The sequence below is a fragment of the Flavobacterium sp. S87F.05.LMB.W.Kidney.N genome (genome assembly GCF_004366435.1).
Taxonomy (GTDB): Bacteria; Bacteroidota; Bacteroidia; order Flavobacteriales; family Flavobacteriaceae; genus Flavobacterium.
Genome location: NZ_SODX01000008.1, coordinates 55,844 through 76,852, shown reverse-complemented (window position 1 = coordinate 76,852; position 21,009 = coordinate 55,844). Strand labels below are relative to the sequence as shown.

Here is a 21,009-nt window from a genome sequence, read left to right as displayed (position 1 = left end):
CAATTATTATTTGTTGTACAACTCTACGATTAATTGTTCTTTAATGTTTTCTGGAATTTGAAGTCTCGCAGGTACAGAAACAAAAGTTCCTTCTTTAAGATCATTGTTCCAAGTAATCCATTCATAAACATGACTTGAATTTGATAAAGAACGTTCGATAGCTTCTAAAGATTTAGATTTTTCACGAACTGCAACTTTATCACCAGGCTTAAGGTGGTAAGAAGGAATATTAACAACCTCTCCATTTACAGTAATGTGTCTGTGAGAAACGATTTGACGCGCACCTCTTCTAGATGGAGCAATTCCCATTCTAAAAACAACATTATCTAATCTTGCTTCGCATAATTGTAATAAAACTTCACCAGTTACTCCTTTAGTCGCTGATGCTTTTTCGAATAAATTTCTGAATTGTTTTTCTAAAATTCCATAAGAATATTTAGCTTTTTGCTTTTCCATTAACTGAACAGCATACTCAGATTTTTTTCCTCTTTTTTTAGCCATCCCGTGTTGTCCAGGTGGGTAATTTCTTTTTTCGAAAGATTTATCATCTCCGAAGATTGCCTCGCCAAATTTACGAGCGATTTTGGTTTTAGGACCAGTATATCTTGCCATTTTAAAAAAAATTTTAAGGTAGAAATTATGAATTCAGGTCTAATCCTTCGATAATTTATGTTCTACCTTGTTTATACTATAAAAATAAAAAATTAAACTCTACGTCTTTTTGGAGGACGACATCCGTTGTGAGGCATTGGAGTAACATCGATAATCTCTGTAACTTCAATTCCACCGTTATGAATAGAACGGATAGCAGACTCACGTCCGTTACCTGGTCCTTTTACATAAACTTTCACTTTTTTAAGTCCTGCCTCAAGTGCTACTTTAGCGCAATCTTCTGCTGCCATTTGAGCTGCATAAGGAGTGTTCTTTTTAGAACCTCTGAAACCCATTTTACCAGCTGAAGACCAAGAGATAACTTCACCTTTCTTATTAGTCAAAGAAATAATAATGTTATTAAAAGTGGCAGAAATATGAGCCTCACCCGTTGATTCAACGATAACTTTACGTTTTTTTGCAGTTGCTTTAGCCATATTACTTATTATTTAGTTGCTTTTTTCTTGTTAGCAACAGTTTTTCTTTTACCTTTTCTTGTTCTTGAGTTGTTTTTAGTTCTTTGCCCTCTTAATGGAAGACCAGATCTATGACGAATACCTCTGTAACATCCAATATCCATTAAACGTTTAATGTTTAATGAAATTTCAGAACGTAATTCTCCTTCGATTTTGTAAAATGAAACAGCTTCACGAATTGCTCCGATCTCATCATCATTCCAATCTTGAACTTTTTTATCTTGGCTTACTTGAGCTTTTTCCAAAATCTCAATAGCTCTACTTTTCCCTAATCCGAAGATGTAGGTAAGTGCAATAACACCTCTTTTGTTTTTTGGGATATCTACCCCTGCTATTCTTGCCATAATTATCCTTGTCTTTGTTTAAATCTAGGATTCTTTTTGTTTATTACGTACAGTCTCCCTTTTCTACGCACGATAATGCACTCGGCACTTCTCTTTTTTACTGATGCTCTAACTTTCATAGTGAATATCCTTTAATATCGATAAGTAATTCTTGCTTTTGACAAATCATAAGGACTCATTTCTAGTTTCACTTTATCACCAGGTAATAATTTGATGTAATGCATACGCATTTTTCCAGAAATATGAGCAATTACGATATGTCCATTTTCTAACTCTACACGGAACATCGCATTTGATAATGCTTCAATAATTGATCCGTCTTGTTCTATTGCTGATTGTTTTGCCATAAATATATTAAGCTACCGCTTTTCTATTTTTACCAGTCTTCATTAAACCATCATAATGTTTGTTTAACAAGTATGAATTAATCTGTTGAATAGTATCTATTGCAACACCAACCATAATTATTAATGAGGTACCCCCAAAAAACATCGCCCAAGATTGTTGTACATCCATAATACTTACAACAATAGCTGGGAACACAGCAATCAAAGCAAGGAATAAAGATCCTGGGAAAGTTATTAAAGACATCACTTTATCAAGGAAATCAGAAGTTTCAGCTCCTGGACGAACGCCCGGGATAAAACCACCGCTTCTCTTTAAATCATCAGCCATTTTGTTAGTAGGTACAGTGATTGCAGTATAAAAGAATGTAAATACAATAATTAAAGTTGCAAAAACAAAATTATACCAAAAACCAAACATATTACTAAATGCACCAACAATAGATTGTGATGTATCTGATTTAGACAATCCAGCTACAGCTGCAGGAATAAACATAATTGCCTGAGCAAAAATAATTGGCATAACCCCAGAAGCATTAAGCTTAAGAGGAATCCATTGTCTATTACCTCCTGCCAAATCTTGTTCGTAATCCCCAGTAGTTGTACGACGAGCATACTGTACAGGAATCCTACGTACTGCCATTGTAAGCAATACACAAGAAATGATAACTAACAGCCACACAATAATTTCAATAACTAATAACATTGGACCTCCATTGTTATTGGTAACACGAGTTGTAAACTCTTGAATAAAAGCTTGCGGTAAACGAGCTAAAATACCAACCATAATTAACAATGAAATACCATTTCCAATACCTTTATCTGTAATTTTCTCTCCAAGCCACATAGCAAAAATTGTACCAGTAACTAAGATTATAACAGAAGAGAACAAAAATTCAGGAGAATTAAAGCCTAGCAAAAATGCATTACTAGGCAATGTTCTGTATAAATTATAGATATAAGTTGGACCTTGAACCAATGTGATAGCGATTGTCAACCAACGAGTGATTTGATTAATCTTTTTTCTACCACTTTCCCCATCATTTTGAAGTTTTTGTAAATATGGAATCGCAATCCCCATCAACTGAACAACAATAGACGCAGAAATATAAGGCATGATACCTAAAGCAAAAACTGAAGCCTTAGAGAAAGCACCCCCGGTGAACATGTCTAGAATAGATCCTAGACCATTTTTAGTTTGTCCCGCTAAACCAGTCAATTGCGTTGCGTCAATTCCAGGAAGCGTAACGTGTGCTCCAAAACGATATACTAAAAGTAATCCTAACGTAATTAAGATTCTATTCTTTAGTTCTTCGATTTTCCAAACATTACTTATTGATTCAATAAATTTCTTCATCTTAATAGATAAGTTATATAGTTACAGCTTCTCCACCAGCAGCTTCAATAGCCGCTTTTGCAGTTGCAGTAAATTTGTGGGCAGTTACTTTTAATTTTGCTTTCAACTCTCCTCTACCTAAAATCTTAACGATTTCATTTTTAGTAGCTAGACGATTTGCCACGAAATCTGCCATTGAGACAGAATCAGTAATTGCACCTTTATCTACCAATAATTGAAGAGTATCTAAATTAACACCTTCGTATTCTTTACGATTGATGTTTGTGAAACCAAACTTAGGCACACGTCTTTGAAGTGGCATCTGCCCTCCTTCAAAACCAATCTTTTTAGAATAACCAGAACGAGATTTAGCCCCTTTGTGTCCTCTTGCAGCGGTACCACCTTTTCCAGAACCTTCTCCTCTACCTAATCTTTTATTTTGATTGTGTGTAGATCCTTCAGCAGGTTGTAAGTTACTTAAATTCATAACAGTATTTGTTATTTAGCTTCTTCAACAGAAACTAAGTGTTTAACTTTGTTTATCATCCCAAGGATAGCAGGATTTGACTCGTGCTCCACAACTTGTCCAATTTTACGTAGACCTAAAGCTTCCAAACCTCTCTTTTGAGAAAGAGGACAGTTGATTTTGCTTCTTACTTGTTTTACTAATAATTTAGCCATAATTTCCTTGAATTAACCTTTAAAAACTTTTTCTAAAGAAACACCTCTTTGTTTTGCAACAGTATGAGCACTTCTCATTTGCAATAAAGCATCAAAAGTTGCTTTTACTACGTTGTGTGGATTTGATGATCCTTGAGATTTCGACAATACATCGTGAATTCCTACTGATTCAAGAACTGAACGAACAGCTCCACCAGCGATAACTCCAGTACCATGAGATGCTGGGATTAAAAATACGCGTGCACCACCAAATTTTCCTTTTTGTTCGTGAGGAACAGATTGACCATTTAAAGGAATTCTAACTAAATTTTTCTTAGCATCTTCTACTGCTTTCGCAATTGCTTCAGAAACATCTTTAGATTTTCCTAATCCATGACCCACTACTCCATTTTCATCACCTACAACTACAATAGCAGAAAAACCGAAAGCTCTACCACCTTTTGTAACTTTAGTAACACGATTAACACTTACCAGACGATCTTTAAGTTCAAGACCACTAGGTTTTACCAATTCTACATTTTTGTATTTAGACATAATATATTAGAATTTAAGTCCAGCGGCTCTTGCGCCTTCTGCTAATGATTTAATACGACCGTGATATAAATAACCACCTCTATCAAAAGTGATTGTATCAATCCCAGCTTTTAACGCTTTCTCTGCAACTAATTTTCCAACAGCAGCAGCGATTTCAACGTTAGTACCTTTTCCTATTTCTTTTTCTCTTGAAGATGCAGCTAATATAGTAACTCCATTTACATCATCAATAATTTGAGCGTAAATTTCTTTATTACTTCTAAAAACAGAAAGTCTAGGTCTTGCAGCAGAACCACTAACCGATTTTCTAATTCTGAATTTAATTCTCTGTCTTCTATCAGATTTTGTTAATGACATAATCTTATTTTTTAAGCTGATTTACCTGCTTTTCTTCTTAATACTTCACCCACAAATTTAACACCTTTTCCTTTGTATGGCTCTGGCTTACGGAAACCTCTGATTTTCGCAGCAACTTGACCTAAAAGTTGTTTATCAAATGATGTTAATTTTACGATAGGGTTCTTACCTTTTTCAGATATTGTTTCTAAAGATACTTCTGGAGCAATTTCCAAAACAATATTGTGAGAATATCCAAGAGCTAAATCTAATTTTTGACCTTGGTTTGAAGCTCTATAACCAACTCCAACTAATTCTAGTTCTTTTGTAAAACCTTCAGAAACACCGATAATCATATTATTGATCAAAGATCTATATAATCCGTGTTTTGCTCTGTGGTCTTTATGATCAGACGATCTTTCTACTAAAACTTGATCGCCTTCAACAGTTACATTTACGTCCGAAAACTCCTGAACTAATTGACCTTTTTTTCCTTTTACTGTAATAATACCGTCTTTAACTTCTACAGTTACACCAGCAGTGATTACAATTGGGCTTTTACCTATTCTTGACATCTTATTTAGTCTTTAAAATTAGTATACGTAACAAATTACTTCACCACCTACATTTAATTGTTTCGCTTGTTTTCCAGTCATAAGACCTTTTGAAGTTGAAACAATTGCAATTCCTAATCCATTAAGGATTCTTGGTAATTTGGCAGCACCTGCATATTTACGTAAACCAGGTTTACTAATTCTTTGGATATCTTTAATTACTGGCTCCTTAGTATCTTTATCATACTTTAAAGCAATTTTGATAGAACCTTGTACTGTGTTCTGCTCAAATTTGTAACTTAAGATATAACCTTGATCAAATAAGATCTTAGTTATTTCTTTTTTAAGATTAGATGCTGGAATCTCAACAACTTTGTGGTTTGCAGCCACAGCATTACGAACTCTAGTCAAATAATCTGCAATAGGATCTGTATACATATGTATTTGATTGCGATTATGGTTTTCAGGAAGCACTCTGCCTCCTGAACCTTTAATCAATTTATAAACTTTTTTTAAATTACCAGCTGGCTTTTTTTACACCTGGAATTAATCCATTGTTAGCCATTTCACGGAAAGTTACACGTGAAATACCGAATTGACGGATATAACCTCTTGGTCTACCTGTTAATTTACAACGATTGTGCAAACGAACTGGTGAAGCATTTTTAGGTAATTTTTGTAGGCCTTCATAGTCTCCAGCTTCTAATAAAGCTTTTCTTTTTTCAGCGTACTTAGCTACCGTTTTCTCTCTTTTAACCTCGCGGGCTTTCATTGATTCTTTAGCCATGTCTTAATTCTTTTTAAAAGGTAATCCTAATTCAGCCAATAATGACTTTGCTTCCTTATCTGTTTTTGCAGTAGTAACAAAAGTAATATCCATACCTGAGATTTTGTTTACTTTATCAATATCAATTTCTGGGAAAATGATTTGCTCCAAAACTCCAAGATTGTAGTTACCTCTTCCATCGAAACCAGTAGCTTTAATACCACCGAAATCTCTAACACGCGGTAAAGCAGAAGTAATAAGTCTATCTAAAAACTCATACATTCTTTCACCACGTAAAGTAACTTTTGCTCCAATAGGCATCCCTTTTCTCAATTTGAATGACGCAACGTCTTTCTTTGAGATTGTAGATACTGCTTTTTGTCCAGTGATCTTTGTTAACTCATCAACAGCATAGTCAATAAGTTTTTTATCAGATACAGCTGCACCAACTCCACGGCTCAAAACGATTTTTTCAAGTTTTGGAACTTGCATAACGTTTGTATATCCGAACTCTTCTTTAAGAGCAGAGATTACTCTACTCTTATATTCTTCTTTTAGTCTAGGTGTATATGCCATTACTATAGTACTTGATTAGATTTTTTTGAAAATCTTACTTTCTTATCTCCTTCTACTCTAATACCTACTCTAGTTGTTTCCTTAGTTTTAGGATCAATTAGTGAAATGTTAGAAATTTGAATAGAAGCTTCTTTTTTAACGATACCACCTTGAGGGTTTTTAGCACTTGGTTTTGTATGTTTCGAAACCATGTTTACACCTTCAACTATCGCTTTATTTTTCTCACGGTAAACACGTAGAACTTTACCTTCAGCACCTTTATGGTCTCCAGCAATAACTCTTACGATATCTCCTGATTTTATTTTTAGCTTTATCATCTTAAAACGAATTAAAGCACTTCTGGTGCTAATGATACAATTTTCATGAATTGTTTTTCACGAAGTTCTCTTGCTACCGGACCAAAAACACGAGTTCCTCTCATTTCCCCTGCAGCGTTCAAAAGAACACATGCATTGTCATCGAAACGGATATAAGAACCATCAGCTCTTCTCACTTCTTTTTTGGTACGTACAACAACTGCAGTTGAAACAGCTCCTTTTTTAACGTTACCGTTAGGAGTTGCATCTTTAATAGATACTACAATCTTGTCACCAACAGAGGCATACCTTCTTTTGGTACCTCCTAAAACACGGATAGTTAAAACTTCTTTTGCTCCCGTGTTATCTGCTACTTTTAGTCTTGATTCCTGTTGTACCATAATTATTTAGCTCTTTCTAAGATTTCAACTAATCTCCAACATTTTGTTTTACTTAAAGGACGCGTTTCGCTAATTCTTACAGTATCTCCAATGTTACAGTCGTTTGTTTCGTCGTGTGCAACATATTTCTTAGTTTTCAACACGAACTTACCGTATAATGGGTGTTTTACTTTTCTTACTTCAGCAATAACAATAGATTTATCCATTTTATTTGAAGTAACAACACCTATTCTTTCTTTTCTTAAATTTCTTTTTTCTTCCATCTTTCAGCAGAATACAATTATTGTAACTCTCTTTTAGTTAACTCTGTAGCCAATCTTGCAACTGTTCTTCTAACGCTTCTAATTTGAAGTGGGTTAGCAATTGGAGAAATAGCGTGAGCCATTTTTAGGTCAGCATATACTTTCTTAGTTTGACTAAGTTTTTCTTGCAACTCCGCTGCAGAAAGATCTTTTATTTCTGATTGTTTCATAATAAATATAAATTATGCTTCGAAATCTCTAGCAACGACGAACTTAGTTTTTACTGGAAGTTTCTGAGCTGCAAGACGTAAAGCCTCTTTTGCAACTGATAACGGAACTCCTCCAACTTCAAACATAATTCTTCCTGGTTTAACAACAGCAGCCCAATACTCAACTGCTCCTTTACCTTTACCCATACGTACTTCAAGAGGTTTCTTAGTAATAGGTTTGTCTGGAAATATTTTAATCCATAATTGTCCTTCTCTCTTCATGTAACGAGTTGCAGCGATACGTGCAGCTTCAATTTGACGAGAAGTTAAGAACATACCATCTTCATGTACAGATTTAATACCAAACATTCCATTTGAAAGTTCATGCCCTCTTTGAGAGTTACCTTTCATTTTACCTTTTTGTACCTTACGGTATTTTGTTCTTTTAGGCTGTAACATTTTTCTTTAGTTTAAAAATTTACTTTCTTTTACGAGCGTCTGGTTTTCCGCCTTTGTTAAAGTTAGATTTGCCTCTAGGAGCATCTCCACCTTTTCCACCACCTGTACCAGATTGTTTTTTGTCCATTCCAGCAAGCGGAGAAAGTTCTCTCTTACCGTAAACTTCACCTTTCATGATCCATACTTTGATACCCATTCTACCATAAGTAGTGTGAGCTTCAGCCAAAGCATAATCAATATCAGCTCTGAAAGTTGATAGAGGAATTCTACCTTCTTTGAAACCTTCTGAACGCGCCATCTCAGCACCATTCAAACGTCCAGAAATCAAAACTTTGATACCTTCAGCGTTCATACGCATAGAAGCAGCAATAGCCATTTTGATTGCACGTCTGTAAGAAATACGGCTTTCGATTTGACGAGCGATGCTTGTCGCCACAAGATAAGCATCTAATTCAGGTCTTTTAATTTCAAAAATGTTAATTTGAACCTCTTTGTCAGTAACTTTCTTAAGTTCTTCTTTTAACTTGTCTACCTCTTGCCCGCCTTTTCCGATAATGATACCAGGTCTAGCAGTAGTGATAGTAACGGTTACAAGTTTCAAAGTTCTCTCGATGATTACTTTTGATACACTAGCTTTTGATAAACGAGCATGGATATACTTTCTGATTTTGTGATCTTCGGCAAGTTTATCACCGTAATCATTTCCACCATACCAGTTTGAGTCCCATCCTCTGATGATACCAAGTCTATTTCCAATTGGATTTGTCTTTTGTCCCATGCTGCTTAAGAATTGCTTTGTGTGTTATTGATAGCTCCAAGCACGATTGTAACGTGATTAGAACGTTTTCTTATTCTGTGTGCACGACCTTGTGGAGCTGGACGAAGTCTTTTTAACATCATTCCACCATCTACTCTGATCTCTTTAACAAATAATCCAGCCTCTTCTAAATTACCTTCACTATTTTTTTGCTCCCAGTTATTGATTGCAGATAATAATAGTTTTTCTAATTTTCTTGAAGCTTCTTTAGAACTGAATCTTAAAATGTTAAGTGCTCTTTCTACCTTCTGACCTCTTACCAAGTCCGCTACTAAGCGCATTTTTCTAGGTGAAGTAGGGCAGTTATTCAATTTTGCGAAAGCAATAGACTTATTAGCCTCTTTTCTCGCATCTGCTGTTTCTCTTTTACGAACTCCCATTGCTTCTTATTTTTTACCTTTATTTTTTGCTCCAGCATGACCTCTAAAAGATCTAGTTGGTGAAAACTCTCCTAATTTGTGACCTACCATGTTTTCTGTTACGTAAACTGGTACAAATTGACGACCGTTATGAACTGCGATAGTTTGTCCAACAAAGTCAGGAGTAATCATAGAAGCTCTAGACCAAGTCTTTACCACTCCTTTGTTTCCGTTTTCAATGTTTTCTTGAACTTTCTTGTCTAATTTATAATGAACGAAAGGTCCTTTTTTTAATGAACGTGCCATATCTTATTATTTCTTTCTACGTTCTACGATATACTTGTTACTCGGGTTTTTCTTAGAACGAGTTCTGTAACCTTTAGCTGGCAATCCGTTTCTTGAACGTGGGTGCCCTCCAGAAGAACGTCCTTCACCACCTCCCATAGGGTGATCAACTGGGTTCATCGCTACTGGTCTAGTTCTAGGTCTTCTTCCTAACCATCTTGTTCTACCTGCTTTTCCAGATACAACTAATTGGTGGTCAGAATTAGAAACAGCTCCAATTGTAGCCGAACAAGTTAACAAGATCAATCTTGTTTCTCCAGATGGCATTTTAATTGTTGCATATTTCCCGTCTCTTGCCATTAACTGAGCAAAAGTTCCAGCTGAACGAGCAATAACAGCTCCTTGTCCTGGACGTAACTCAATACAAGATATAACAGTTCCAAGAGGAATTCTGCTTAAAGGTAATGTATTACCAATTTCAGGTTGAGATTCTGGACCAGAAACTAATTTCTGACCAACTTTCAATCCGTTTTGAGCAATTACATAAGTTTTCTCTCCATCAGCATAAGCTAATAAAGCGATAAATGCAGTACGATTTGGATCGTATTCGATTGATTTCACTGTAGCTGGAATTCCATCTTTAGTTCTTTTGAAATCAATAATACGATATCTCTGCTTGTGACCACCACCCGTATAACGCATGGTCATCTTTCCTTGACTATTTCTACCTCCAGAGTTTTTTATCGGCGCTATCAAAGAGCGTTCCGGCTTATCAGTTGTAATGGCGTCATAACCATTCACAACTCTAAATCGCTGACCTGGGGTAATAGGTTTTAATTTTCTTACTGACATTTTTCTATCTTAGATATTGTTGTAAAAATCAATTGTTTCTCCTTCTTGTACTTGAACAATTGCTTTTTTAATTGCATTTGTCTTTCCACTTATTAAACCACTTTTAGTGTATTTAGTAGATCTATCTGGTCTCACATTCATTGTGTTAACAGAAACGATAGTTACTCCATAAGCAGCCTCAACAGCTTTCTTAATTTGAACTTTGTTTGCTTTTTTGTCAACAACGAATCCGAAGCGGTTTAGAACTTCACTTTCTTTGGTTACTTTTTCCGTTACTATAGGTCTAATTATGATACTCATATTCCTATTATTTACTTAAATTTTCTTCAATTAACTCTAAAGAACCTTCTAAAAGCACTAAATTATTAGCGTTTAATATTGCGTAAGTGCTTAATTCTGAGCTAGTTACGACACTTGAAGCCTTTAAATTGCGTGACGACAAATATACATTTTTATTTGACTCACCCAACACAAATAGAGATTTTTTATTTTCTAACCCTAAAGCTTTCAAAACGTTAATGAAATTTTTAGTGTTTGGCGCTTCAAAATTAAAGTCTTCAAGAACAACAATGTTTGATTCTTTTGCTTTGATTGAGAAAGCTGATTTTCTAGCCAATCTTTTTAAGCCTTTATTCAATTTAAATGAATAACTTCTTGGTCTTGGTCCGAAAACTGTTCCACCACCTTTAAACAAAGGATTCTTAACACTTCCTGCACGAGCAGTACCAGTTCCTTTTTGTTTTTTAATTTTACGTGTACTTCCAGTTACTTCAGCTCTTTCCTTAGCCTTGTGAGTACCTTGTCTTTGATTAGCAAGATATTGCTTAACATCAAGATATACAGCGTGATTGTTTGGTTCAATTGCGAATACTGAATCAGAAAGTTGAACTTTTCTACCAGTATCTTTTCCGTTGAAATCTAATACTTTTACTTCCATTACTTCTGAATGATTACATAAGAGTTTTTATGTCCAGGAACACATCCTTTAATAACAAGTAAGTTCTTTTCAGCAACCACTTTTAAAACTCTAAGGTTTTGAACTTTTACATTTTCTCCTCCCATTCTTCCAGCCATACGCATTCCTTTGAATACTCTAGATGGATAAGAAGAAGCTCCTACAGAACCTGGCGCTCTTAAACGGTTGTGTTGACCGTGAGTAGCTTGTCCAACACCACCAAAACCGTGACGTTTAACAACACCTTGGAAACCTTTACCTTTAGACACACCTTGTACATCTACAAATTCTCCTTCTTCAAAAATAGAAACATCAATAAGATCTCCTAATTTTTGTTCAGTTGCGAAATCTTGGAATTCAACGACTTTTTTCTTAGCAACAGTTCCAGCTTTTTTAAAGTGACCTAAAGCCGCTTTAGTAGAATGTTTCTCGTTTTTGTCATCGAAACCTAGTTGCAACGCTTCGTACCCGTCAACACCTTTGGTTCTGACTTGGGTAACAACACATGGACCAGCTTCGATTACTGTACAAGGAATGTTTTTCCCGTTTTCGTCAAAAATACTAGTCATGCCGATTTTCTTACCAATTAACCCAGACATAAATATTAATTATTAATTACTAAAATTCCCTTCAATTTGAAAATAACAGAAATTTCCAAACAGGGAGTGCAAAAGTAGACATTAAAATTGAATATACCAAACGGTTACAAAAATTAAATCGCTCATAATCAAAATCCAAGCATCAAATGAATCATATAAGAGATTTTTTCTTGCCCAAAATTCCAAGCCTTTATTTTAATAATAATCAAAACAGCACTTAACAATTAATTAATAAAAGAAAAACACAAAACAACGCCAGCACCCTAAAACAAAGAGAATTACGCAAAGCAATAAATCGAAAAGCCAACAAAAAAGAAAGCATCCAAATTTCAAAACCTAAAAAGTAAAACAAAAAAAGCGAGACAGAAATGCCTCGCTTTTTATATATAAAATATAATAAAAAAATTATACTTTTATCTCTACTTCAACCCCACTTGGCAATTCAAGTTTCATTAAAGCATCAATAGTTTTAGATGAAGATGAATAAATATCAATCAATCTCTTGTATGACATTACTTCAAATTGCTCTCTCGCTTTTTTGTTAACGTGCGGAGAACGTAATACAGTGAAAAGTTTTTTGTGAGTTGGCAACGGAATTGGACCTGTTACAACTGCTCCAGTAGTTTTTACTGTTTTTACGATCTTTTCAGCAGATTTATCTACCAACATGTGATCGTAAGATTTTAGTTTTATTCTGATTTTTTGACTCATTTTCTTAAAATTAAGCGTTACCTTTTGCTTTTTTGATTACCTCTTCTGAAATATTAGAAGGTGTTTCTGCATAGTGAGAAAACTCCATTGTTGAAGTAGCTCTACCAGAAGATAATGTTCTTAATGTAGTTACATATCCAAACATTTCTGACAAAGGAACATCAGCTTTAATAGTTTTAGCACCATTTCTATCACCCATATCATTAACTTGACCTCTACGACGGTTCAAATCACCAACGATATCACCCATATTTTCTTCTGGAGTAATAACTTCAATTTTCATGATTGGCTCAAGAATAACAGCTCCAGCAGCACGTCCTGATTCTTTATAACCCATTCTTGCCGCTAATTCAAAAGAAAGAGCATCAGAATCCACAGGGTGGAAAGATCCATCTAATAAAGTTACTTTCAAACTATCAACAGCATATCCAGCTAAAGGACCTGTTTTCATAGCCTCGCGGAAACCTTTCTCAACAGCAGGAATATACTCCTTAGGAACGTTACCACCTTTTACCTCATTAACAAACTGTAATCCTACAGGAACTTTACCATCAACTTCATCAGCAGGCTCGATTCTAAATACAATATCACCGAATTTACCACGACCTCCAGATTGTTTCTTGTAAGTTTCTCTATGTTGAGCAGATCTTGTAAACGCTTCTTTATATTCAACTTGAGGCTCACCTTGGTTCACTTCAACTTTAAATTCACGTTTCATACGATCAACTAAGATATCTAAGTGAAGCTCACCCATACCAGAAATAATAGTTTGACCTGAAGCTTCATCTGTTCTAACTGTAAATGTCGGATCCTCTTCAGCTAATTTCGCCAAAGCCATACCCATTTTATCAACGTCAGCTTTAGTTTTAGGCTCAATAGCGATACCAATTACTGGCTCTGGGAATTTCATAGATTCCAAAATAATTGGATTCTTTTCATCACACAAAGTATCTCCAGTTTTTATATCTTTAAATCCTACAGCCGCACCAATATCTCCAGCCTCAATATATTCGATTGGATTTTGCTTATTAGCGTGCATTTGGTAAATACGAGAGATTCTCTCTTTATTACCTGAACGAGTATTTAAAACATAAGAACCAGCATCTAAACGACCAGAGTAAGCACGGAAGAAAGCTAAACGACCTACGAATGGGTCAGTAGCAATTTTAAACGCTAAAGCAGCAAACGGCTCTTTTACATCTGGCTTACGCAAGATTTTAGTCTGATCTTCTTCTAATAATTCAGCATCATCAGGGTGAATACCTTCGATACCTTCTTTATCTAATGGAGATGGTAAATACTTACAAACAGCATCTAACATAAATTGAACTCCTTTATTTTTAAAAGAAGAACCTGCAAGCATTGGAATGATCGCCATATCAATTGTAGCAGCTCTTAATGCATTGTTGATTTCTTCCTCTGTAATAGAGTTTTCATCTTCCATGTATTTATCCAAAAGATTCTCATCATAAGTAGCAATCTCTTCGATAAGGATCGAACGGTAGTGTTTTACATCGTCAACCATATCAGCAGGGATGTCAACGATATCAAAAGTAGCTCCTTGAGTCTCATCATGCCATACGATAGCTTGATTTTTCACTAAGTCAACAATACCTTTAAAATCTGCTTCATCCCCAATAGGCAAAGTAATTGCAACCGCATTCGATTTCAACATATCTTTAACCTGTCCGCATACAGCTAAAAAGTTAGCACCTTGACGGTCCATTTTATTTACGAATCCCATACGAGGAACTCTATATTGATCAGCAAGTCTCCAGTTAGTTTCTGATTGAGGCTCAACACCATCAACAGCACTAAATAAGAAAACTAATCCATCAAGTACACGTAGAGAACGGTTTACCTCTACAGTAAAGTCAACGTGTCCAGGAGTATCAATAATATTAAAGTGATAAGGCAATGATTCTGGAAGAGCCTTACCTTGCTCAGTTGGAAAATTCCAAGTACAAGTTGTAGCTGCAGAAGTAATTGTAATACCTCTTTCTTGCTCTTGCGCCATCCAGTCCATTGTTGCAGCACCATCGTGCACCTCACCAATTTTATGCGACTTTCCAGTGTAAAAAAGAATACGCTCAGTAGTTGTTGTTTTACCAGCATCAATGTGAGCAGCAATCCCGATATTTCTTGTATATTTTAAATCTCTAGCCATTTCTTACGAATTAAAATCTAAAGTGAGAGAATGCTTTATTAGCTTCTGCCATTTTGTGAGTATCCATTCTTTTCTTAACTGCAGCACCTTCTTCTTTAGCAGCAGCTAAACATTCTGAAGCTAAACGTTGTGCCATAGATTTTTCATTTCTTCTTCTTGAATAAAGTATTAACCACTTCATTGCCATAGAAATTTTTCTGTCTGGACGAATTTGCATTGGGATTTGGAATGTAGCTCCACCAACTCTACGGCTACGTACTTCTACGTGAGGCATAACGTTTGTTAAAGCATCTTTCCAGATCTCTAATGAAGTCTTCTCATCATTTTGCTTTTTAGATTCAATGATATCAATAGCATCATAAAATACTTTAAAAGCTGTAGATTTCTTACCATCCCACATTAAGTTATTCACAAAACGCGTTACTAATTGGTCGTTAAACCTTGGATCTGGTAAAAGTGGTCTTTTCTTTGCCGCTCTTTTTCTCATGTCTTTTTCTTAAAAGTTTTTAAATTACTTTTTTGCTTCTTTTGGGCGTTTAGCACCGTACTTAGATCTTCTTTGCGTTCTTCCCGCAACACCTGACGTATCAAGCGCTCCACGAACGATATGATATCTAACACCTGGTAAATCTTTTACCCTTCCGCCTCTAACTAATACTATCGAGTGCTCTTGTAGATTGTGTCCTTCTCCAGGAATGTAAGCATTCACCTCGTTACCATTTGTCAAACGTACACGCGCAACTTTACGCATTGCAGAGTTTGGTTTTTTTGGTGTAGTAGTGTAAACACGCGTACAAACCCCTCTTCTTTGAGGACAAGAATCTAAAGCAACCGATTTACTCTTCTTAGTTATCTGAGTTCTTCCTGTTCTTACTAATTGTTGAATTGTTGGCATAATTAATACTAAAAATTATTATGTTTATTAAATTCCCGCTTTTTACGGGGTTGCAAATGTATAAAATATTTTTCACTATACAAACGTTAAATCATTAATTTTCAACAACATTATTTATATCTATGATTTCACAAAGAAACATTAGATATTTGCTTTACATTTAATCAACAAAACAATTGCATTTGAAACAATTAACACACATACTTCTTTTTCTTTTTACTTCAAGTTGTTTCGCACAATCTTTTTATTTGAATATAAATGGAATTGATAAGAAACAAAATCAAACAATTGACTCCATTCCATACGCAAAAAAGCACTCTAATTTAAAATCTCTTTATAACGAAATCGAATTGGTTTCAAAAGAACTAACAAAACAGGGATATACCGATTCTAAAAAACTAGAAACCTACAAAATAAATGACAGCACTTTTACCTCTACAATCGATCTAAAAAACAAGATAAAAGAAGTACATATATATATAGGTATAAACTCTTTTTTTTCCGAGTCAAAAAAAACAGCAAAAGACAGCATATTTATCCCTTATTCAGAACTAGAAAATTTTTTAAATCAAGAAATCTTAAACAATGAAAAAGCAGGTTTTGCTTTTACAAAGATAAAACTGGAAAACATTAAGAAAAAGAATTCCATAATTTATGCTGACCTAAATTTCGATTCTGAAAAAAAAAGAACCTTAAATTCAATTATCCTAAATTACACAAATCTCAATTCTAAAGATTATTTCCCAAAAGGAGCATTAAAACAATTAAACAAGAAATATATCAACAGAACTTTCAACCAAGAAATAATAAAAAAAATCCATGCCGATATCAACAGCTTTGAATTTATTTCTCAAACAAAATATCCAGAAATACTTTTCACAAAAGACTCAACTAAAGTCTACGCATACATTGAAAAACGAAAAGCAAATACTTTCGATGGATACATCGGCTTTTCAAATGACGAAAACAAAAAATTAGTTCTAAATGGATATTTAGACATATCATTAATTAACACACTTCGGGCTGGGGAAAAATTTTCACTTTATTGGAAGAGTGACGGTAATCAACAAAAAACCTTTAACACCAAACTCGAAATCCCATATTTATTTAAATCTCCAATAGGCATAAAAGCTCAACTGAACATATTCAAACAAGACAGCACTTTTCAAAATACCAAAACAGATATCAATCTTGGATATTATTTGAATTACAATTCAAAATTATACATTGGATATCAATCCACAGAATCTAGTGATATTCAAAACACCAACAACTCAACAATAAGCGATTTTAACAACTCGTTTACCACAGTTACATTTGACTTTCAAAAGGCAGACTTTCGAAATCCTATATTCATAAATAAAACATTTATCAACACCGCACTTGGGTTTGGAAAACGAACAACCAACAACAATCCTCAAACAGCAGGCATAAGCAACCAGCTCTTTGCAAACATAAACTTTAAGTACAATTTTGAACTCAATCCTAAAAATTTCATTAACATAAATTCACAAAATTATATCTTAAAGAGTCAAAACTATATTTCAAATGAATTATTTCGATTTGGAGGAATGAATTCTATTCGAGGTTTTTTAGAAAATAGCCTTCAAGCTAACTACACTTCAATGATTCTTACAGAATATAGATATTTATTATCACAAAGCTTCTACATAAACTCAATCATCGATTATGCCTTATACCAGGACTTAACGAGCAATTCGAATAAAAATCAATTAAAAAAATTAATAGGAATTGGCATTGGTACTACTATACAAACAACAAGCGGTATATTAAAAATAAACCTTACAAATGGAGGAGAAAAAACTTCGGATTTGCAATTATATAACACTATCATAAACATATGTTATAATGTTAAATTTTGATGTTTAACGAAAAAAATATTTTTTTTATTAGGAAAGTTAACAAATTATTAAGAGTTTTGCGATACTAATTCAAAATATTTAAAAATGAAACTAAAGTTCAATGGATTCTTAGTACTTTTACTAGTACTAGTTGCGCAATTATCATTTGCGCAAGAAAGAGCTGTTTCTGGGACAGTTTCTGACAATGCAGGAATGCCTTTACCGGGTGTTAGTGTATTAGTTAAAGGAACTAAAACGGGAACACAAACTGACTTTGATGGTAAATTTTCGATCAAAGTATCACCAAGCCAAATTTTGGTATTTAGCTACATTGGGATGAAAACTCAAGAAGTAGCAGCAAGTTCTTCTACTGTAAATGTAAAACTAGCAGATGCAGGAGCTCAAGAACTTGAAGGCGTAGTTGTAACAGCTTTCGGTATCAAAAGAGAGAAAAAATCTCTTGGTTACGCAACTACAACTTTAAAAGCAGACGCGCTTACTCAAGTAGTTAACACAAACCCATTCGAGACACTTTCTGGTAAAATTGCAGGGGTTGATATTACTGCTCCATCTCAACCAGGAGCTTCTACAAAAGTAGTTATTCGTGGTTTGAACACGATTACAGGAAACAATGGTCCTCTTTATGTAGTTGATGGAACACCTATCAACAACAGCGCTACTGGAACTACTACTACGACAAGATCTTATGATGCTGGAAATGGTATTAGTGACATTGACCCGAACAATATCGAGAGTATGACAGTTCTTAAAGGAGCAGCAGCATCTGCTTTATACGGTTCAAGAGCTGGTGGTGGTGTAATTATCATTACAACTAAAAAAGGAAAAGCAAACTCTGGAATTAAAGTTGACTTATTAGCTTCAACAGAATTTAGTGAAGTAGCTAGAGTTCCTCATTTGCAAAACCAATTTGGACAAGGATGGAGCGGAGAAGGTTATTCAGGAGCTAACACTTACAGTAATGAGAATGGTTCTTGGGGACCTGCATTTAATGGAGAAGTTAGACCATGGGGAACTATATATGAAAATACTCAACAACTTAAGCCTTATGTTGCTTTAAAGGATAACGTAAGAGACTTCTACAACACTGGTGTATTGTCTACACAATCTGCAACTCTTAGTGGAGGCGGTGATACTTCAGATTTCTCTTTAGTATTCTCAAATGTAAACAGTGATGGAGTTGTTCCAACTGATGCTGACTTATACCAAAAACAATCATTAGGATTTAATGGAGGATTAAAAGGAAAAAAATTCACTTTAAGAACTTCTATTAATTATGTATACAAAAACCAAAGCGCTATTAATACAGGACAAGGTGATGATGCTGGCCAAGGTTCAACTTTACAACAAGATTTATTACAAATCCCACGTGATATAAGTATTGTAGATTTAAAAGATTACAAAAATAATCCTTTTAATACTCCAGATTATTATTTCACTCCTTATGCTGCAAACCCATATTTCTCAATTAACGAGAACAGCACAAAAATATTTGGAAACAACCTTTTTGGTAACATTAACTTAAGTTATAAATTAACTGATAAGATTACAGCTACATGGCAAATTGGTGGTAACTATAGAACTGAAAGACTTAAAAGCTACGGAGCGATCGTAGATTACCTTCCAGGTACTCCTCAGGCTGTAGCTGGTGCTAACCCAGTAGTTGGAGGAGTTACAGAAGGAAGATCAGAATTCAGCGAATTCGATACTTTCTTCAACATAAACTATAACACAAACTTAGGCGAAGACTGGACATTAAATCTTTTGGGAGGTTTGAACTACAACAAAAGAGAATCTGACCAATTATTCAATACTGTTACTAACTTAGGAATTCCAGGTTTCTACGAGCTTTCGAACTCAGCTCTTAGACCAGTAATTACACAATCAAACTCATTAAGAAGAACTGGTGCAGTTTATGCTTCTGCTGAATTTGCTTTCAAGAACAGATATTTTGCTACTATTACAGGAAGAGAAGATAAAACTTCTACTTTACCAACTAGTAATAACGCATATTTCTACCCATCTTTATCACTTGGTGCAATTGTAATTGACAACGGAAGTACTTTCTTAAAATTAAGAGGTGCTGCATCTAAAATTGCAAATGACACTTCACCATATGTAACTGAAGATTCTTATATTTCAGGTTCTGCAGCTGCAAACTTTGGTATACTAGCATCTCCACTTGGAGGAGTAAGTTTCTTCGAAGCTTCTGGAAGACTTGGAAATCCTGATTTAAAACCAGAAAGTACTGTAGAGTATGAAGTTGGAGCTGAGGGATCTTTCTTCAAAAACAGAATTAGTTATGATATCGCATTATATCACAAAACAACTTCTGATGTAATTGTAAACTTACCTTTAGATCCTTCTACAGGTTACACAATTAAAGCTATTAATGCTGGAGACGTGGTAAACAAAGGTATTGAGCTTTCTGTAACTGGTAGCCCAATTAAAAACAAGGATTTCTCTTGGAACCTAACTTATACATTCACTAAAAACCTTAATGAGGTTACTGAATTAACTGGAGGAAATTCTTATGTTGATTTAACAAGTGCTTATGGTGTAACTTTTAGAGCAACTAAAGGAGAGCCAATCGGTACTTTCTATTCTCAAGTTCCAAAAACAAATGCAGCTGGACAATATATTGTAAATGCATCAACTGGTATGTACGAAGTAAGTGACGATATTGAAAAAATTGGAAATTCACAACGTGATTTCGTAATGGGATTACAAAATACTTTCAAGTACAAAAACTTTAACTTAGCTTTCTCATTAGACTGGAAACAAGGTGGAGAATTCTATTCCTATACTAAAAGACTTTCTCATTTCGTAGGAAATGGTATCGAAACTACTTATAATGATAGAAACCCATTTATCGTTCCTAACTCAGTTAACGAAAATGTAGATGCAGCAGGAAATGTTACTTATACTGAAAACACAACTCCGCTTACATTCGAAACTGTTACTAATTTCTACAATACTACAAACAACCCTGGTATTGAAAAAACTCACGTAATTGACAAAACTTTTGTTAGATTAAGAGAGATTAATTTTAATTATGACTTCCCTTCTTCAGTTACTAAAAATATGGGATTAAACAAAATTTCACTTGGAGTTTACGCAAGAAACCTTTTCATGTGGACTCCAGGAGCAAACCCATATACAGATCCTGAAACTGGAACTTACGGTACAGGCGTAATCTCTGATTTTGGAGAATTTGCATCTAACCCATCACAAAGATCAGTAGGTGGAGTTTTAAAATTATCATTCTAAAATAATATATAGAA

General features: G+C 34.6%; 32 protein-coding genes. 2 read left to right on the top strand and 30 right to left on the bottom strand.

Annotation, left to right across the window (positions count from 1 at the left end):
- Positions 1 to 6: 6 nt before the first annotated feature.
- The 30 genes from rpsD to rpsL form a co-directional block, all read right to left on the bottom strand.
- Complete coding sequence (gene rpsD, locus EDB96_RS20640) at positions 7 to 612, bottom strand: 30S ribosomal protein S4 (protein WP_008464326.1); 606 nt, start codon at positions 610 to 612, stop codon at positions 7 to 9.
- A gap of 92 nt (positions 613 to 704) precedes the next feature.
- Positions 705 to 1,088: a 30S ribosomal protein S11 gene (gene rpsK / locus EDB96_RS20635; protein WP_026727866.1), complete on the bottom strand. Its 384-nt coding sequence runs from the start codon at positions 1,086 to 1,088 to the stop codon at positions 705 to 707.
- A gap of 8 nt (positions 1,089 to 1,096) precedes the next feature.
- The gene (gene rpsM / locus EDB96_RS20630; protein WP_008464322.1) at positions 1,097 to 1,471 is read right to left on the bottom strand and encodes a 30S ribosomal protein S13; all 375 of its coding nucleotides are present in this window, start codon (positions 1,469 to 1,471) and stop codon (positions 1,097 to 1,099) included.
- Between the two features lie 2 nt (positions 1,472 to 1,473).
- A complete protein-coding gene (gene ykgO / locus EDB96_RS20625) occupies positions 1,474 to 1,590 on the bottom strand; it encodes a type B 50S ribosomal protein L36 (protein ID WP_002987490.1) in 117 nt (38 codons plus the stop codon).
- Positions 1,591 to 1,602: 12 nt separating this feature from the next.
- Positions 1,603 to 1,818, bottom strand: coding sequence for a translation initiation factor IF-1 (gene infA / locus EDB96_RS20620; RefSeq protein ID WP_007136545.1), 216 nt, complete (start codon positions 1,816 to 1,818; stop codon positions 1,603 to 1,605).
- A gap of 7 nt (positions 1,819 to 1,825) precedes the next feature.
- Positions 1,826 to 3,172, bottom strand: coding sequence for a preprotein translocase subunit SecY (secY, locus tag EDB96_RS20615; protein ID WP_007803669.1), 1,347 nt, complete (start codon positions 3,170 to 3,172; stop codon positions 1,826 to 1,828).
- 13 nt (positions 3,173 to 3,185) lie between these two features.
- A complete protein-coding gene (rplO, locus tag EDB96_RS20610; RefSeq protein ID WP_057114918.1) occupies positions 3,186 to 3,638 on the bottom strand; it encodes a 50S ribosomal protein L15 in 453 nt (150 codons plus the stop codon).
- Between the two features lie 11 nt (positions 3,639 to 3,649).
- Positions 3,650 to 3,832, bottom strand: coding sequence for a 50S ribosomal protein L30 (gene rpmD, locus EDB96_RS20605; protein WP_008464315.1), 183 nt, complete (start codon positions 3,830 to 3,832; stop codon positions 3,650 to 3,652).
- 12 nt (positions 3,833 to 3,844) lie between these two features.
- Positions 3,845 to 4,369, bottom strand: coding sequence for a 30S ribosomal protein S5 (gene rpsE / locus EDB96_RS20600; RefSeq protein ID WP_085949269.1), 525 nt, complete (start codon positions 4,367 to 4,369; stop codon positions 3,845 to 3,847).
- 3 nt (positions 4,370 to 4,372) lie between these two features.
- On the bottom strand, positions 4,373 to 4,723 hold the full coding sequence (rplR, locus tag EDB96_RS20595) for a 50S ribosomal protein L18 (protein ID WP_057114919.1): 351 nt from the start codon (positions 4,721 to 4,723) through the stop codon (positions 4,373 to 4,375).
- A gap of 11 nt (positions 4,724 to 4,734) precedes the next feature.
- Positions 4,735 to 5,277, bottom strand: coding sequence for a 50S ribosomal protein L6 (gene rplF / locus EDB96_RS20590; protein ID WP_057114920.1), 543 nt, complete (start codon positions 5,275 to 5,277; stop codon positions 4,735 to 4,737).
- A gap of 18 nt (positions 5,278 to 5,295) precedes the next feature.
- Positions 5,296 to 5,694 carry a 30S ribosomal protein S8 gene (gene rpsH / locus EDB96_RS20585; protein ID WP_008464306.1) on the bottom strand — a complete coding sequence of 133 codons (399 nt, stop codon included), beginning with the start codon at positions 5,692 to 5,694 and terminating at the stop codon, positions 5,296 to 5,298.
- Between the two features lie 79 nt (positions 5,695 to 5,773).
- Entirely contained in the window at positions 5,774 to 6,043 is a 270-nt protein-coding gene (gene rpsN / locus EDB96_RS20580) for a 30S ribosomal protein S14 (protein ID WP_031456037.1), read from the bottom strand.
- Between the two features lie 3 nt (positions 6,044 to 6,046).
- A complete protein-coding gene (gene rplE / locus EDB96_RS20575) occupies positions 6,047 to 6,598 on the bottom strand; it encodes a 50S ribosomal protein L5 (protein WP_012022484.1) in 552 nt (183 codons plus the stop codon).
- A gap of 2 nt (positions 6,599 to 6,600) precedes the next feature.
- Entirely contained in the window at positions 6,601 to 6,915 is a 315-nt protein-coding gene (gene rplX, locus EDB96_RS20570) for a 50S ribosomal protein L24 (RefSeq protein ID WP_007803650.1), read from the bottom strand.
- Between the two features lie 11 nt (positions 6,916 to 6,926).
- A complete protein-coding gene (gene rplN, locus EDB96_RS20565) occupies positions 6,927 to 7,295 on the bottom strand; it encodes a 50S ribosomal protein L14 (protein ID WP_007803649.1) in 369 nt (122 codons plus the stop codon).
- 2 nt (positions 7,296 to 7,297) lie between these two features.
- The gene (gene rpsQ / locus EDB96_RS20560) at positions 7,298 to 7,558 is read right to left on the bottom strand and encodes a 30S ribosomal protein S17 (protein ID WP_007803646.1); all 261 of its coding nucleotides are present in this window, start codon (positions 7,556 to 7,558) and stop codon (positions 7,298 to 7,300) included.
- A gap of 17 nt (positions 7,559 to 7,575) precedes the next feature.
- Complete coding sequence (gene rpmC, locus EDB96_RS20555) at positions 7,576 to 7,767, bottom strand: 50S ribosomal protein L29 (RefSeq protein WP_008464297.1); 192 nt, start codon at positions 7,765 to 7,767, stop codon at positions 7,576 to 7,578.
- 12 nt (positions 7,768 to 7,779) lie between these two features.
- A complete protein-coding gene (gene rplP, locus EDB96_RS20550; protein ID WP_017495016.1) occupies positions 7,780 to 8,205 on the bottom strand; it encodes a 50S ribosomal protein L16 in 426 nt (141 codons plus the stop codon).
- A 19-nt stretch (positions 8,206 to 8,224) separates the two neighbouring features.
- Entirely contained in the window at positions 8,225 to 8,983 is a 759-nt protein-coding gene (gene rpsC / locus EDB96_RS20545; RefSeq protein WP_008464292.1) for a 30S ribosomal protein S3, read from the bottom strand.
- Between the two features lie 5 nt (positions 8,984 to 8,988).
- Entirely contained in the window at positions 8,989 to 9,402 is a 414-nt protein-coding gene (gene rplV, locus EDB96_RS20540; RefSeq protein ID WP_007803631.1) for a 50S ribosomal protein L22, read from the bottom strand.
- Between the two features lie 6 nt (positions 9,403 to 9,408).
- Positions 9,409 to 9,687, bottom strand: a complete 279-nt coding sequence (gene rpsS / locus EDB96_RS20535) for a 30S ribosomal protein S19 (RefSeq protein WP_007803626.1) — start codon at positions 9,685 to 9,687, stop codon at positions 9,409 to 9,411.
- Between the two features lie 6 nt (positions 9,688 to 9,693).
- Positions 9,694 to 10,518, bottom strand: coding sequence for a 50S ribosomal protein L2 (gene rplB / locus EDB96_RS20530; RefSeq protein ID WP_035650459.1), 825 nt, complete (start codon positions 10,516 to 10,518; stop codon positions 9,694 to 9,696).
- Positions 10,519 to 10,527: 9 nt separating this feature from the next.
- A complete protein-coding gene (gene rplW / locus EDB96_RS20525; RefSeq protein WP_012022489.1) occupies positions 10,528 to 10,818 on the bottom strand; it encodes a 50S ribosomal protein L23 in 291 nt (96 codons plus the stop codon).
- Positions 10,819 to 10,825: 7 nt separating this feature from the next.
- Positions 10,826 to 11,455, bottom strand: coding sequence for a 50S ribosomal protein L4 (rplD, locus tag EDB96_RS20520; RefSeq protein WP_057114921.1), 630 nt, complete (start codon positions 11,453 to 11,455; stop codon positions 10,826 to 10,828).
- Positions 11,455 to 12,072, bottom strand: coding sequence for a 50S ribosomal protein L3 (rplC, locus tag EDB96_RS20515; RefSeq protein WP_057114922.1), 618 nt, complete (start codon positions 12,070 to 12,072; stop codon positions 11,455 to 11,457). Before rplC ends, rplD begins: the two co-directional genes overlap by 1 nt.
- Positions 12,073 to 12,477: 405 nt before the next feature.
- On the bottom strand, positions 12,478 to 12,783 hold the full coding sequence (gene rpsJ, locus EDB96_RS20510; protein ID WP_007803605.1) for a 30S ribosomal protein S10: 306 nt from the start codon (positions 12,781 to 12,783) through the stop codon (positions 12,478 to 12,480).
- 10 nt (positions 12,784 to 12,793) lie between these two features.
- Entirely contained in the window at positions 12,794 to 14,950 is a 2,157-nt protein-coding gene (gene fusA, locus EDB96_RS20505) for an elongation factor G (protein WP_057114923.1), read from the bottom strand.
- Positions 14,951 to 14,960: 10 nt separating this feature from the next.
- Positions 14,961 to 15,437 (bottom strand): 30S ribosomal protein S7, encoded by a 477-nt coding sequence (gene rpsG / locus EDB96_RS20500; protein WP_017495022.1) that lies wholly within the window; start codon positions 15,435 to 15,437, stop codon positions 14,961 to 14,963.
- A 24-nt stretch (positions 15,438 to 15,461) separates the two neighbouring features.
- A complete protein-coding gene (gene rpsL, locus EDB96_RS20495) occupies positions 15,462 to 15,845 on the bottom strand; it encodes a 30S ribosomal protein S12 (RefSeq protein WP_007136570.1) in 384 nt (127 codons plus the stop codon).
- A gap of 350 nt (positions 15,846 to 16,195) precedes the next feature.
- Between rpsL and EDB96_RS20490 the strand changes: the two genes are divergently transcribed.
- Entirely contained in the window at positions 16,196 to 17,728 is a 1,533-nt protein-coding gene (locus EDB96_RS20490; protein ID WP_243839391.1) for a hypothetical protein, read from the top strand.
- Positions 17,729 to 17,812: 84 nt separating this feature from the next.
- Positions 17,813 to 20,995 carry a SusC/RagA family TonB-linked outer membrane protein gene (locus EDB96_RS20485; RefSeq protein WP_134142851.1) on the top strand — a complete coding sequence of 1,061 codons (3,183 nt, stop codon included), beginning with the start codon at positions 17,813 to 17,815 and terminating at the stop codon, positions 20,993 to 20,995.
- Positions 20,996 to 21,009: the final 14 nt, after the last annotated feature.